Annotated in this window: 11 protein-coding genes and 1 pseudogene; 6 read left to right on the plus strand and 6 right to left on the minus strand. The window is 52.0% G+C overall.

What is annotated here, in order from left to right:
• Positions 1-245: 245 nt before the first annotated feature.
• Positions 246-1,637, minus strand: coding sequence for a NarK family nitrate/nitrite MFS transporter (locus tag FDX24_RS04205; protein ID WP_048211468.1), 1,392 nt, complete (start codon positions 1,635-1,637; stop codon positions 246-248).
• A 339-nt stretch (positions 1,638-1,976) separates the two neighbouring features.
• Here FDX24_RS04205 and narX point away from each other — a divergent pair, with 339 nt between their 5' ends.
• The gene (gene narX, locus FDX24_RS04210) at positions 1,977-3,773 is read left to right on the plus strand and encodes a nitrate/nitrite two-component system sensor histidine kinase NarX (protein WP_137363869.1); all 1,797 of its coding nucleotides are present in this window, start codon (positions 1,977-1,979) and stop codon (positions 3,771-3,773) included.
• The gene (gene narL, locus FDX24_RS04215) at positions 3,766-4,416 is read left to right on the plus strand and encodes a two-component system response regulator NarL (RefSeq protein WP_061068018.1); all 651 of its coding nucleotides are present in this window, start codon (positions 3,766-3,768) and stop codon (positions 4,414-4,416) included. Before narX ends, narL begins: the two co-directional genes overlap by 8 nt.
• A gap of 11 nt (positions 4,417-4,427) precedes the next feature.
• Here narL and FDX24_RS04220 read toward each other — a convergent pair whose 3' ends face one another.
• Positions 4,428-5,813, minus strand: coding sequence for a YchO/YchP family invasin (locus tag FDX24_RS04220; protein ID WP_137363870.1), 1,386 nt, complete (start codon positions 5,811-5,813; stop codon positions 4,428-4,430).
• Between the two features lie 175 nt (positions 5,814-5,988).
• Between FDX24_RS04220 and FDX24_RS04225 the strand changes: the two genes are divergently transcribed.
• Together FDX24_RS04225 and FDX24_RS04230 are read left to right on the plus strand one after the other, a co-directional pair.
• The gene (locus tag FDX24_RS04225) at positions 5,989-6,342 is read left to right on the plus strand and encodes a DsrE/DsrF/TusD sulfur relay family protein (protein WP_005126372.1); all 354 of its coding nucleotides are present in this window, start codon (positions 5,989-5,991) and stop codon (positions 6,340-6,342) included.
• Positions 6,343-6,605: 263 nt separating this feature from the next.
• Positions 6,606-6,851, plus strand: coding sequence for a DUF1883 domain-containing protein (locus FDX24_RS04230; RefSeq protein WP_042318612.1), 246 nt, complete (start codon positions 6,606-6,608; stop codon positions 6,849-6,851).
• A gap of 60 nt (positions 6,852-6,911) precedes the next feature.
• Here the strand turns inward: FDX24_RS04230 and FDX24_RS04235 are convergent, their stop codons facing one another.
• On the minus strand, positions 6,912-7,607 hold the full coding sequence (locus FDX24_RS04235) for a gamma-glutamylcyclotransferase (protein WP_101743259.1): 696 nt from the start codon (positions 7,605-7,607) through the stop codon (positions 6,912-6,914).
• 403 nt (positions 7,608-8,010) lie between these two features.
• On the opposite strand from FDX24_RS04235, the gene chaA reads away from it, so the two are divergent.
• Complete coding sequence (gene chaA / locus FDX24_RS04240; protein WP_061068020.1) at positions 8,011-9,111, plus strand: sodium-potassium/proton antiporter ChaA; 1,101 nt, start codon at positions 8,011-8,013, stop codon at positions 9,109-9,111.
• A 55-nt stretch (positions 9,112-9,166) separates the two neighbouring features.
• Here the strand turns inward: chaA and FDX24_RS23805 are convergent.
• Together FDX24_RS23805 and FDX24_RS04250 are read right to left on the minus strand one after the other, a co-directional pair.
• Positions 9,167-10,178, minus strand: a pseudogene (locus tag FDX24_RS23805) (amidohydrolase family protein).
• A gap of 70 nt (positions 10,179-10,248) precedes the next feature.
• Positions 10,249-10,842, minus strand: a complete 594-nt coding sequence (locus tag FDX24_RS04250; protein ID WP_137363871.1) for a TetR/AcrR family transcriptional regulator — start codon at positions 10,840-10,842, stop codon at positions 10,249-10,251.
• Between the two features lie 72 nt (positions 10,843-10,914).
• Between FDX24_RS04250 and bdcA the strand changes: the two genes are divergently transcribed.
• Entirely contained in the window at positions 10,915-11,628 is a 714-nt protein-coding gene (gene bdcA, locus FDX24_RS04255) for an SDR family oxidoreductase (RefSeq protein ID WP_101743261.1), read from the plus strand.
• 46 nt (positions 11,629-11,674) lie between these two features.
• On the opposite strand, the gene kdsA is transcribed toward bdcA, so the two are convergent.
• Positions 11,675-12,529, minus strand: a complete 855-nt coding sequence (gene kdsA / locus FDX24_RS04260) for a 3-deoxy-8-phosphooctulonate synthase (RefSeq protein WP_048211463.1) — start codon at positions 12,527-12,529, stop codon at positions 11,675-11,677.
• Positions 12,530-12,547: the final 18 nt, after the last annotated feature.

Below are 12,547 nucleotides of genomic sequence, written 5' to 3' on the forward strand. Positions count from 1 at the left end.
TATTGCGTACGCCGTTCTCACAGGCTGTTGTCATGCCACAATACAAAAGTATGTTGTAACTAATCACAGGCAAAAAAAAGCGCGGTCTAACACCGCGCAATGGATAATCAACCTACACTTCATCCTTCAAACTGCTTCTGCGTTGGCTGCGCTCGTTCTCCCCAGGAGCTTACTTCAGTAAGCTCCTGGGGATTTCTCACTTGCCGCCTTGATGCAGTTAGAATGATTTTGTGTATACCTCTTTTTTACTTTTTAGAATGACGTCCGTATACCACCCAGGTGATGACCACGCAGGCGACATAGAAGATCAGAAATACTTTCATCGCACCGACCGGAGAACCGGTTAATGCCAGGGACGTACCAAATGCTTTCGGGATAAAGAAGCCGCCGATCGCACCAATAGCAGAGATAAAGCCCAACGCTGCCGCCGTATCGGTTGCCGCCTCGCGCATCGCTTTCTCTTCTGAACCGCCTTCAGCTTTCACTCTGTCCATCGTCAGCTTACGGAAGATGACAGAGATCATCTGGAAGGTTGAACCACTCCCCAGCCCGGCCGTCAGGAACAGCGCCAGGAACACGGCGAAGAAGGCAATGAAGTTGCCGCCGACACCGTTTGATGGCAGCGTCAGGAACAATAAGGCACTGAAAATAGCCATCAGCACGAAGTTCACCAGCGTGACGCGGGTCCCGCCCAGACGGTCAGAGATTGCGCCGCCCGCAGAACGCGCCAAAGCGCCAATGAACGGACCAAAGAAGGCGTAATGCAGGATCTGCACTTCCGGGAACTGCGTTTTTGACAGCATCGCGAAACCTGCGGAGAAGCCGATAAAGGAACCGAAAGTCGCCAGATACAGCAGGCTCATAATCCACAAATGCCCGCGTTTCAGCACCGGCAATTGCTCTTTTAACGACGCTTTCGACGTTGCCAGTTCGTTCATACCGAACCATGCGGCCAGCGTGAAAATAGCGAGGAACGGCACCCAAATCCATGCGGCGTTTGCCAGATACAACTGCGAGCCATCCGGTTGTTCAACGCCGTGGCTGCCAAAAGCGGCGAAGATGGACAGTGAGACCACCAGCGGCGCAACCAACTGCATCACGCTGACGCCCATGTTGCCCAGGCCGCCGTTCAACCCCAGCGCGCCGCCCTGCTTCTGTTTTGGAAAGAAGAAGCTGATATTTGCCATGCTGGAAGCAAAGTTCGCACCGGCAAAACCGCACAGCAGGGAGATAATAATAAAGGTACTGAACGGCGTGGTGGTATCCTGCACAGCAAAGCCTAACCACACGCAGGGGATTATCAGGATACCTGTGCTGAACGCTGTCCAGCGTCGTCCACCAAACAGGGGAACCATAAAGGAGTACGGTACGCGCAGCAGCGCGCCGGAAACTGAAGGCAATGCCGTCAGCATAAACAGCTGCTCAGTGGTGAAATTGAATCCCACTTTCGGTAAGTTCACCGCCACTGCGCTAAATAACATCCATACGCAAAACGCCAGCAGCAGACAAGGGACTGAAATCCACAGGTTACGGCTGGCAACTCGTTGACCACGCTGTTCCCAGAAGGCGGGATCTTCCGGCCGCCATTCCGTGATTACAGCTCCAGATGCCCTTTCCGGGGCAGATGAGTGACTCATAGACACCTCTGATACTTGTTTCGATGCCTGCAACATTAGGGTTTACAGCCGGGGGTAAGTTGATATAAATCAAAGGAAAAGGTGTCATTATTAACGCCTAAAATTTATCATTACCCTAAATGAGTACATAACTTCGGTAAAAAAGATGTGGTTTTTCACGCTTCTGTCGCACCCTACTCCCCGACGTCCGGGATCTCTCCCCCTGCCGGCAATTAAGGGGTAGCCCGTTTGAGGTATGGGTATACTCCAGTGTATCGCTGAGAATAGCGGCACTGCCTGCAGCAGAATCGTCATTCAATAAGGTTTTCTGCTCACTGAAAACCCGAAGGAAGAAGTCACATGTTTAAACGTTGTCTTTCCCCGCTTACGCTGGTTAACCAGGTGGCGCTGATTGTTTTGCTGTCTACCGCGCTTGGCGTGGCGGGTATGGCTGTCTCCGGCTGGCTGGTTCAAGGCATTCAGGGTAGCGCTCACGCGATCAATAAAGCCGGCTCGCTACGTATGCAGAGCTACCGTTTGCTGGCTGCCGTACCGCTGGACGCCAGCGATCAACCGCTGCTGGATGAAATGGAACAAACGGCGTTTAGCCCTGAACTGACTCGTGCCGCGCAGCGCGACGGCCAGCAGACCCAGTTAAAGGCATTGCAGGATTACTGGCACACCGAACTGGCACCTGGGCTTAAACATGCACAAACGGGGGATGCGGTCGCCGACGATGTTTCACGCTTTGTGACCGGACTGGATAAGTTGGTTACCGCCTTTGACCATACCACGGAGTTGCGTATTGAACGCGTTGTTATGCTGCATCGCCTGATGGCAGTATTTATGGCTCTGCTGCTGGTCTTTACGATTATCTGGCTGCGCGTACGTCTGCTGCAGCCGTGGAAACAACTGCTGGCGATGGCCCGCGCCGTCAGCCAGCGTGATTTTACGCAACGTGCGCATATCAGCGGACGTAATGAGATGGCGGCACTGGGTTCGGCGCTGAACAATATGTCCGAAGAACTGGCCGAAAGTTATGCCGTACTGGAACAGCGGGTGCAGGAAAAAACCGCGGGTCTGGAACATAAAAACCAGATCCTCTCTTTCCTGTGGCAAGCCAACCGCCGTCTGCACTCACAGATACCGTTGTGTGAGCGGCTTTCACCGGTACTCAACGGGTTGCAAAATTTAACGCTGCTGCACGATATTGAGTTGCGGGTTTATGACCTGGAAGATGAAGATAATCATCAGGAATTTACCTGCCAGTCGAGTGCCAGTTGCGATGAAAAAGGTTGTCATCTGTGTCCACGAGGCACACTGCCCGCCATTGATGGTGGTACTACGCTGAAATGGCGGCTGACCGATGCGCATACCCAGTACGGTATTCTGCTCGCCACCTTGCCGTACGGGCGTCATCTCAGTCACGATCAGCAGCAACTGGTCGATACTCTGGTTGAACAACTCACCGCAACACTGGCGCTGGACAGACACCAGGAACGTCAGCAGCAGTTGATCGTGATGGAAGAGCGTGCCACCATTGCTCGCGAACTCCATGATTCTATTGCACAATCGCTCTCCTGTATGAAGATGCAGGTCAGTTGTTTGCAGATGCAGGGCGACGCGCTCCCGGAAAACAGTCGTGAGTTGCTAAGTCAGATTCGTAACGAGCTGAACGCCTCCTGGGCACAGCTACGTGAATTGTTGACGACCTTCCGTTTGCAGTTGACTGAGCCTGGGTTGCGGCCCGCGCTGGAAGCCAGCTGCCAGGAATACAGCGCTCGCTTTGGTTTTACGGTGAAGCTGGATTATCAGTTGCCGCCGCGCCTGGTCCCTTCACATCAGGCGATCCACCTGCTGCAGATTGCCCGTGAGGCCCTGAGTAATGCGCTTAAACACTCTCAGGCCAATGAAGTCATCGTGGCGGTGGTGCAAAATGGCAAACAGGTCAAACTGACAGTGCAAGATAACGGCTGCGGCGTACCAGAAAACGCCGAACGCAGTAACCACTACGGCATGATTATAATGCGCGACCGTGCGCAGAGCTTGCGCGGCGATTGCCGTGTACGCCGTCGCGAGACGGGCGGTACTGAAGTTGCTGTCACTTTTATTCCCGAAACAAACTTCACAGAAGTCCAAGGAGATACCCATGAGTAATCTGGAACCGGCAACCATCCTGTTGATCGACGATCATCCGATGCTGCGCACCGGTGTAAAACAGCTTGTCAGCATGGCGTCCGATATCACCGTGGTCGGCGAAGCCAGTAATGGCGAGCAGGGTATCGAGCTGGCTGAATCACTTGATCCCGATCTGATCCTTCTTGATCTCAACATGCCGGGAATGAACGGTCTGGAAACGCTTGATAAGCTACGAGAGAAATCTCTGTCCGGACGCATCGTCGTTTTCAGTGTTTCCAATCATGAAGAAGACGTCGTGACTGCCCTGAAACGCGGTGCTGACGGCTATCTGTTGAAAGACATGGAGCCAGAAGATCTACTGAAGGCGTTGCAACAGGCTGCCGCCGGTGAAATGGTACTGAGCGAAGCCTTAACCCCGGTTCTGGCCGCCAGCCTGCGCGCTAACCGTGCGACCTCCGATCGTGATGTAACTCAGTTGACGCCACGTGAACGCGATATTCTTAAGCTCATCGCCCAGGGTCTGCCTAACAAGATGATTGCTCGCCGCCTCGATATCACCGAAAGCACGGTAAAAGTGCATGTAAAGCATATGCTGAAGAAAATGAAGCTTAAATCACGCGTTGAAGCCGCGGTATGGGTGCACCAGGAACGCATCTTCTGATAACGCGAGTATTAACGAGGATCATTTCCCGAAACGGCATTAAACGGTTCGGGCAGTGATAGCGTGATCTCATTGGAAGAGACACGCTGGCCCTGCTCGTCTTCCACGACGACGGACAGCCGCCAACGGTTGGTTGCTCCTTCACTGCTATCCCACTTCGGCATAATAACCGTCCAGCCTTGCGCACTACGAGGATGGCTTCCTACCGTTAAACTCAATGCTTTCGTGTCTCCCTGCCATGTCAAATGACGGATGCCATACTGACTACGCACCTGTAATTTCAACGCTACCGTCTCGCCGGGTTTCAGATCCCACGGCGGTGTTGTCAGAAATACAGATAAGGTTTTACGCTGGCGATACTCCAGCGTTGGTACGCTGTTACGCTGAGGATCGTCATAACGATTCCCGCGCAGCGATCGGCTGTTTGTGACTTCACTCACCATTAACTGTTTTTTTAACGGAACGCCAAAACGATAATTGAGGGTCAATCCCAGATTATTTTGGCTTACCCCGCTTTCGCCCTGTTTATGCTGCGCGGTCACCGTAATCAGCGGCACTGGCGTATAGCTCAGTCCCAGGTTTACCGCCACCGGATTGCGGTAGCCCGTTCCCGAATGGAAAAGGTCTACCCGATCGCCAAAATATTGCTCGACGCTGACGCTGGTATTGAGATGCTCATAAAAGGGTAACCGCATCAACGCAGTAAGGTCGTAGCCCCGCGCCATCCTTTGCTCCTGTGTCGAAGAACGATTCTGCCACGAGGAAAACGGCTGGTAGTAGTTGGCGGATAGCCGCAGATACTCTCCCCACGCCTCGGCGCCGAACCCGCCACGCGGCAGATTCTCATCCAGCAGGTTGTCATAAAAGGTGTTGTAACCCACTAACCAACCGTCACGTACCCAGCGCTGCCCAATCCCCGCATTACTGACCAGGCCTTCGTCCTGCTGCGTCAGTCCCAGCTGGCTCCAGGTGAGATAGCGTTGATTGTCCTGCAACGGGATAAACCAGCTTCCTCGACTGCCGGCAAAGCTACCTTCATTATCCACCTGCAACCCAACGCTGGCATTCCCCCACGGAGAAAGCCAGGATTCCAGTTGCTGATTCACCTGCTCACTGACTGTGTCACGCACCTGGCCAAACGCGAACTGCTTCGCTTGCTCGCCAGTATCAAGGCCGTTATCGGTCATGCTGGCTTCCCCAAACGCTTTAACCATTTCGGCAAAGTGCTTTTCGCCTGCCCGCGACTCCGGCGCCATACCGAGATCGGGCAAGCCATCACTATTGTTATCGAAAGGGTTCTCCGCCTGGTGAATAAAAGACGATTGCGCGCTGGCAGTACCGCCTGCAAACGGCAAGAGTGAGAATACTGCGAGAGATAAATAAATATTACGGCTCAAATCGTTAGCGGTTTCTTACATCAATTAGCCACAGCGGCATACTTATCTTAAACCATAACGTCTTCAGCATTGATTTTCAGCCCTTCCTTCCTTTTTCGGCATTATCCTGGCATCGGGAAATAGGTGTAACATACGTGTCAGTTATTAACGTTCACATGCAGCAACAGGAGTAAAAATGCAAAAGATAGTGATCATCGCGAACGGTGCAGCCTATGGAAGCGAGTCGTTATTCAACAGTCTGCGTCTGGCCATCGCTCTGCGCGAGCAGGAGGGCAGCCTCGACCTGCGTCTGTTTTTAATGTCGGATGCCGTCACTGCAGGGCTGCGCGGGCAGAAACCGGGGGAAGGTTATAATATTCAGCAAATGCTGGAAATCCTGACAGCACAAAACGTTCCGGTAAAACTCTGCAAAACCTGTACCGATGGCCGCGGGATCACCGCTCTGCCGTTAATTGATGGCGTTGAAGTCGGTACGCTGGTGGAACTGGCTCAGTGGACGCTGGCAGCAGATAAGGTTTTGACCTTCTGATGCCAACGCTTTCAGGCAAGCGTACTGAAAGTGCCGGTAATTTCCCGATTTAATCTCAGATGGGCGCGGTTTCGTTAAACGTAAGCTCGCCCTTTCAACCCTTTTAAGGGATTTTGTCATTTTTGTTTAATCGTTATGCCATTTTTTGATCAAAATCAGCATCCTGCCCCCTCCCCTTTGGTGTTATGCAATGAGTGAAATGTGAACAACATCACGCAGCACTTTCGACAGAAAGTACGTTGTTTTCAAGAACGGGGTGAAAAATGGCATTAGTGAAGGCAAGTTTGAAATTATTTGGTGGAGATACGGTGGTGGTACGCTGTTCGGAGCGTTGTCACATCCATCTGATGAGCGAGAAAAATCACGTCAAAGACACGCAGACCGACATTTTAAGCGTGCAGAATCGTGATAACGCATGGCTGACTGTACCGTATACCGGCGTCTGGAACGTGCTGATCGACAGCCACAGCCAGTCTCTGGAGCATTCAATCAGTTATATTGCAGCCTGATGATGTACTGCCCGAAAGCATCTACGCTTATCGGGCACACAACAGATAACCTGGCAACGCCTAGGCAAATCCCGGTCGCATGACGCCTTCCGGCAGGTTCTCTCCCAACAATCTTTTGACCGTAATCACCAGATCGTTAAGACAGTCATCCTGCATCCCCAACTTCACCAATTCCTGTTCCAGCGAGAACAGATATTGCGCGTTAGTTCCCAATGGCCCACTGGCAGAAGCAATAAGCGGCGCGATAACCTGAGCACGGGTATCGGACTCAAACAATGGATGTCGCGGATCCATAATAAAGACCAGCGCACTCACCGTTCGGCCATCATCCAGCGTGAGCTGACACCACGTTGGCAGGTAGCAACCCGTGATCATTTCACGCTTCCACAGCAGGGACAGCTCTTGCTCCAGCGATGCATCCGGTAAACGGTATGCCACACCCGTAGTGCGCCCCCCCTCTTTCAGGGCCAACATCCGTCCCGGCTGACACGCCGTTCCTCGCCCTGCCGTCAGGCGCAAACAAAATGCGCGATGCCAGCCGACTAACGTCCCGGTACAGGACTCTTCAAACTCTAACGCCGGGTTCCACATCAACGATCCATAACCAAAGATCCACACCGGTCCATCATCTGGACGGCAGGCAAGCGTGGCGGCCAGTGAGGCTGCCCGTTGTTCCGCCGACCAGAGTAGTGATTCTTCAATATCACCAAATGCCGTCTTACAGTCAGCATTCAATAAAAAATCACGCGTTAACACCTTACACCTCCGCCACTGCGACTTCCCTGCGACAACTTTTTTGACGCCTTCCAGGCTTTTTTACTGCTCATTTTGAAACCAATACCAGGACAATAGGCAATTCATCGACTGCATGCAAGGCAACAAAGGCTCAACGGCACTTTATATCCTCTTTTTATGTCCCGGTCTGGCGCGACCGTCAGCATCTCATCGTGTGATATTTTGATTGATTTAGAAATCTAACATCTTGTTATTTAAATGCTCTCTAAACAAGACACACCATTTTGCTCACTTTGATGCAAAAAATGGTCCATGCCGTAAAATTACGTAAAATCAGATCGGAAATACCGAAAGATCTGTTATTTTTTACATTCTTTAATACATTTATAATTATAAGCACCTGCAGAGATGGAGAATTAATTACATGACACATGCACATGAGGCGGTAAAAACCCGCCACAAGGAGACCTCACTCGCCTTTCCGATTTTGGCGCTGGTAGTACTGTTCTTTTGGGGGAGCAGTCAGTCACTACCAGTGGTCATCGGCATTAACGCACTAGCCCTTATTGGTATATTAAGTAGCGCATTCAGCGTTGTCCGTCATGCAGACGTATTAGCTCACCGACTTGGTGAACCCTATGGCTCGCTGATTCTCAGCCTTTCGGTGGTTATTCTCGAAGTCAGTTTAATTTCCGCATTAATGGCAACTGGTGACGCCGCACCCACGCTAATGCGCGATACGCTCTATTCAATCATTATGATCGTAACCGGTGGGCTGGTCGGGTTTTCATTACTGTTGGGTGGCCGCAAATTTGCCACCCAGTATATGAACCTGTTCGGTATTAAGCAGTATTTAATTGCTCTATTCCCGCTGGCCATTATCGTGCTGGTATTCCCGATGGCATTACCGGGAGCGAATTTCACCACCGCACAGGCACTGCTGGTAGCCTTAATTTCAGCAGCAATGTACGGCGTATTTTTGCTGATCCAGACTAAAACACACCAGAGCCTGTTCATTTACGAACATGAAGATGAGGGGGACGGCGATGACCCACATCACGGTAAACCTTCAGCGCACAGCAATCTGTGGCACGCAGCCTGGCTTGTCATCCATTTGATTGCCGTTATTGCCGTTACCAAAATGAATGCCAATCCGCTGGAAACATTACTCACTGAGCTGAATGCACCAGTGGCATTTACCGGTTTCCTGGTGGCGTTGCTTATTCTCTCCCCTGAGGGTTTAGGTGCGTTGAAAGCAGTACTGAACAATCAGGTGCAGCGAGCGATGAATTTATTCTTCGGCTCAGTACTTGCCACCATCTCACTGACCGTACCCGTCGTCACACTGATTGCCTGGGCAACAGGAAATGACCTGGTGTTCGCGCTGGGCGCACCAGAGATGATTGTCATGGTTTCTTCGCTGGTGCTGTGCCATATCTCCTTCTCCACCGGACGCACCAATGTGCTCAACGGTGCAGCGCATCTGGCACTGTTTATCGCCTACCTGATGACGATATTCGCCTGATAATCAACTCAGGTGCAATCCACGGCCCTTTGCAGGGCCGTTTTTTTATCCTGGTTTATTGCTCCGGGTAGACCTGTTGGCCATCCACAAACGTTAATAGCGCTTGTGTCTGGTGCAGTTTATCTGCAGTAACTGCCAGAACATCCTGATCCAGAACGGCAAAATCAGCGAGCTTGCCAGCGCGCAAACTCCCTCTCTGCTGTTCGGCAAATGCCAGCCAGGCGGCACTTAGCGTATACATTTTTAACGCATCTTCCCGGCTGATCCGACGTTCCTCATCACGTACAGAGCCGTCGAGCGCTTTCCCCGTCACATGGTATTCAATGGCATGCCACACACCCGCAACGCCAATTCTTGTCGCATCCGTTCCCCCTGCAACGATCACGCCTTGCTCTAGTGCGGGTTGAATGGGGGATGACTGTGCTGCAACGGTTTTACCATTAGCGCGTTCAATGGCGGGAGATTCAAAATACGGCCCCATCTGCACGGAATAGGCTAAACCTAATTGCTTCATCCGGGCTATCGTCTCTGCCGTACCGGTATTTAAATGGGCTATTGACCAGCGAAGCTGGGTAATATCATGCGTTTGCAGGGTTTGCAGGCAGCGCCTGATTCAGTTCCTGTAGGGTGGGATCTCGCTTTTCAGCAAATTGTTCAGGTATCCATGATCCCACCACGGCCACCCACTGCGCTGCGTTTTTCTCTTCTGCCGATTGCGACAGTTTGTGCAGAGCATCAGGTATAGTTTTGGCATCAAACCAGTAGGTTTCGAATAAGAACGTCCTTCCTCCGCGAATACCATGCAGATGCGTATCAATTAATCCAGGGATCACCGTTTTACCCGCAAGATTAATTTCTCGCGTATTCTGCCCTGACCATTTTTTAATCTCTTCATTATTTCCGACAGCAATAATGTGTTGCCCTTTTACCGCCAGAGCCTGCGCGTTTGGCTGTTGTTCGTCCATGGTAATAAGCTGGCCGTTATACAAAACAACATCAGCTTTATCCTGTGCAGAAGCCAAAGAGGATGTCCCCATCAGCATTACAGCCAACGCCATATTACGCATCGCAGGAGGAGGTGTTTTGAAGCAAAGGCCCATTTTACTCATCATGTTTATCTTCCTTTTTTGTGCAAAGCTAATCAGGAAACCTGTGCCGAAACGCAAGGCTGGCTAGTTGCGCGCTGGATACCAGTTGTTCAAGCGAGTGTCCGCAACGCGCTTTTCCCGACAAACCCAACATCGTGGTACAGACGTAATCGGTCATACTTTTCGCCTCTTCGGGGTAACGCTGGGCAATAAAGTTATGGATCTTATTTTCAGCTACCGAGTAGAACGCACGGGCGGCATTGCGTGCCTCAGGGTCATTGCAATGTGTTCCTTCCAGTACTAAACATCCTGCCGCATCGGGATCGGCTGCGTAATGACGTGCCGCCTCCTCAAGCAGCGTTGCCAGACAGCCAGCAACGGGTCTGTCGGCACATAAAATATCGTCAAAAGGGATCGCATCGGTTTGTACGTAACGGCTCAATACTCGTTGATAAAGGCCGAGCTTATTCCCAAAAGCAGCGTAGAAACTGGGGGGTTTGATACCCAGTACCTGAGTGACATCCGCCACGCTAACGGTATCGTAGCCGTGAGCGTGAAATAAACGTTGTACCGTCGCAACCGCCTGCTCTGGGTCAAAATTACGTGGTCGACCCGGCGCGCGTGAGTATTTTGTAGTGACCATTATAAATCCATTGACAGAAAACCATGCGCCAATTATATATCGATCACTACACAATTGTTCAAGGAGTATCTGATGTCTTCATTCAAGGGTAAATCGGTGCTGGTTCTTGGTGGTAGTCGTGGGATCGGTGCGGCAATTGTACGCCGCTTTGCCGCGGAGGGTGCATCCGTCACCTTCACGTATTCCGGCTCTCCTGACGCCGCCAAAGCGCTGGCCGATGAGACTGGCACCCATACGGCGCAAACCGACAGCGCCAGACGCGAGGACGTTATCGCACGGGTGCGGGAAAGTGGCCCGTTAGATGTGCTGGTCGTTAACGCTGGGATTATCCTGTTCGGCGACGCGTTGGAGCAGGATCCTGATGAAGTTGAACGTCTTTTCCGCATTAATATTCACGCCCCCTACTACGCCGCGGTGGAGGCTGCACGCCAGATGCCTGATGGAGGACGAATCATTATTATCGGTTCAGTAAATGGTGACCGTATGCCCATCGCCGGTATGGCCTCTTATGCGTTGAGCAAGTCGGCACTACAAGGGATGGCGAGAGGGTTGGCTCGTGATTTTGGTCCGCGTGGTATTACGGTGAACGTTGTGCAACCTGGCCCGATTGATACCGATGCCAATCCGGCAGAAGGCCCGTTGAAAGAGCTGATGCACAGCTTTATGGCACTAAAACGACATGGGCGACCGGAAGAAGTTGCCGGAATGGTTGCCTGGCTTGCTGGACCTGAAGCAGGGTTTGTGACAGGCGCAATGCATACTATTGACGGCGCGTTTGGCGCCTGACGGAAATAACAGGCCGGAGGAATATCCCCCGGCCTGTTGAACGCTCTTAGTTTTCAGTATCCAGCTCGTCGAAGCTTTTCACCAGGTCATCAATGGCTTTAATCTGCGTCAGGAACTGTTCCAGTTTCGCCAGCGGCAGCGCGGATGGACCGTCGCATTTAGCATGGGCTGGATCCGGGTGCGCTTCAATGAACAGACCCGCCAGGCCTACCGCCATACCGGCGCGAGCCAGTTCGGTGACCTGTGCACGACGACCGCCGCTTGCTGCGCCAAACGGGTCGCGGCACTGCAGCGCGTGGGTGACGTCAAAAATCACCGGAGAGTTACCGGAAACTTTCTTCATCACGCTAAAGCCCAGCATATCGACAACCAGGTTGTCATAACCAAAGTTCGCACCACGGTCGCACAGGATAACCTTGTCGTTACCGCCTTCATGGAATTTATCCACGATGTTGCCCATCTGACCCGGGCTTACGAATTGCGGTTTTTTCACGTTAATAACAGCGCCCGTTTTCGCCATCGCTTCTACCAGGTCGGTCTGACGAGCAAGGAATGCCGGCAGCTGAATCACATCCACCACATCGGCAACAGGCTGTGCCTGGCTGGCTTCATGAACGTCGGTGATCACTTTTACGCCAAACGTCTGCTTCAGTTCCTGGAAGATTTTCATCCCTTCTTCAAGACCTGGCCCACGGTAAGAGTGGATGGAAGAACGGTTGGCTTTATCAAAGGAGGCTTTGAACACGTAAGGGATACCCAGCTTTTGAGTAACGGTTACGTAGTGCTCACAAATGCGCATCGCCAGATCGCGGGATTCCAGCACGTTCATTCCGCCAAACAGCACGAACGGCAGGTCATTTGCCACGTTGATGTCGCCAATGCTAACCACTTTTTGTTTCATAGGATCGCCTTAAACGGT

It is taken from the genome of Citrobacter sp. wls716 (genome assembly GCF_005280975.1).
GTDB classification, from domain to species: Bacteria; Pseudomonadota; Gammaproteobacteria; order Enterobacterales; family Enterobacteriaceae; genus Citrobacter; species Citrobacter youngae.

Bases quoted from the DNA above. Each gene is read 5' to 3' on its own strand.
- narX (WP_137363869.1), top strand. From the start codon at position 1,977: ATGTTTAAACGTTGTCTTTCCCCGCTTACGCTGGTTAACCAGGTGGCG.
- narL (WP_061068018.1), top strand. From the start codon at position 3,766: ATGAGTAATCTGGAACCGGCAACCATCCTGTTGATCGACGATCATCCG.
- FDX24_RS04230 (WP_042318612.1), top strand. From the start codon at position 6,606: ATGGCATTAGTGAAGGCAAGTTTGAAATTATTTGGTGGAGATACGGTG.
- FDX24_RS04250 (WP_137363871.1), bottom strand. From the start codon at position 10,842: ATGGTCACTACAAAATACTCACGCGCGCCGGGTCGACCACGTAATTTT.
- FDX24_RS04225 (WP_005126372.1), top strand. From the start codon at position 5,989: ATGCAAAAGATAGTGATCATCGCGAACGGTGCAGCCTATGGAAGCGAG.
- FDX24_RS04205 (WP_048211468.1), bottom strand. From the start codon at position 1,637: ATGAGTCACTCATCTGCCCCGGAAAGGGCATCTGGAGCTGTAATCACG.
- kdsA (WP_048211463.1), bottom strand. From the start codon at position 12,529: ATGAAACAAAAAGTGGTTAGCATTGGCGACATCAACGTGGCAAATGAC.
- bdcA (WP_101743261.1), top strand. From the start codon at position 10,915: ATGTCTTCATTCAAGGGTAAATCGGTGCTGGTTCTTGGTGGTAGTCGT.
- chaA (WP_061068020.1), top strand. From the start codon at position 8,011: ATGACACATGCACATGAGGCGGTAAAAACCCGCCACAAGGAGACCTCA.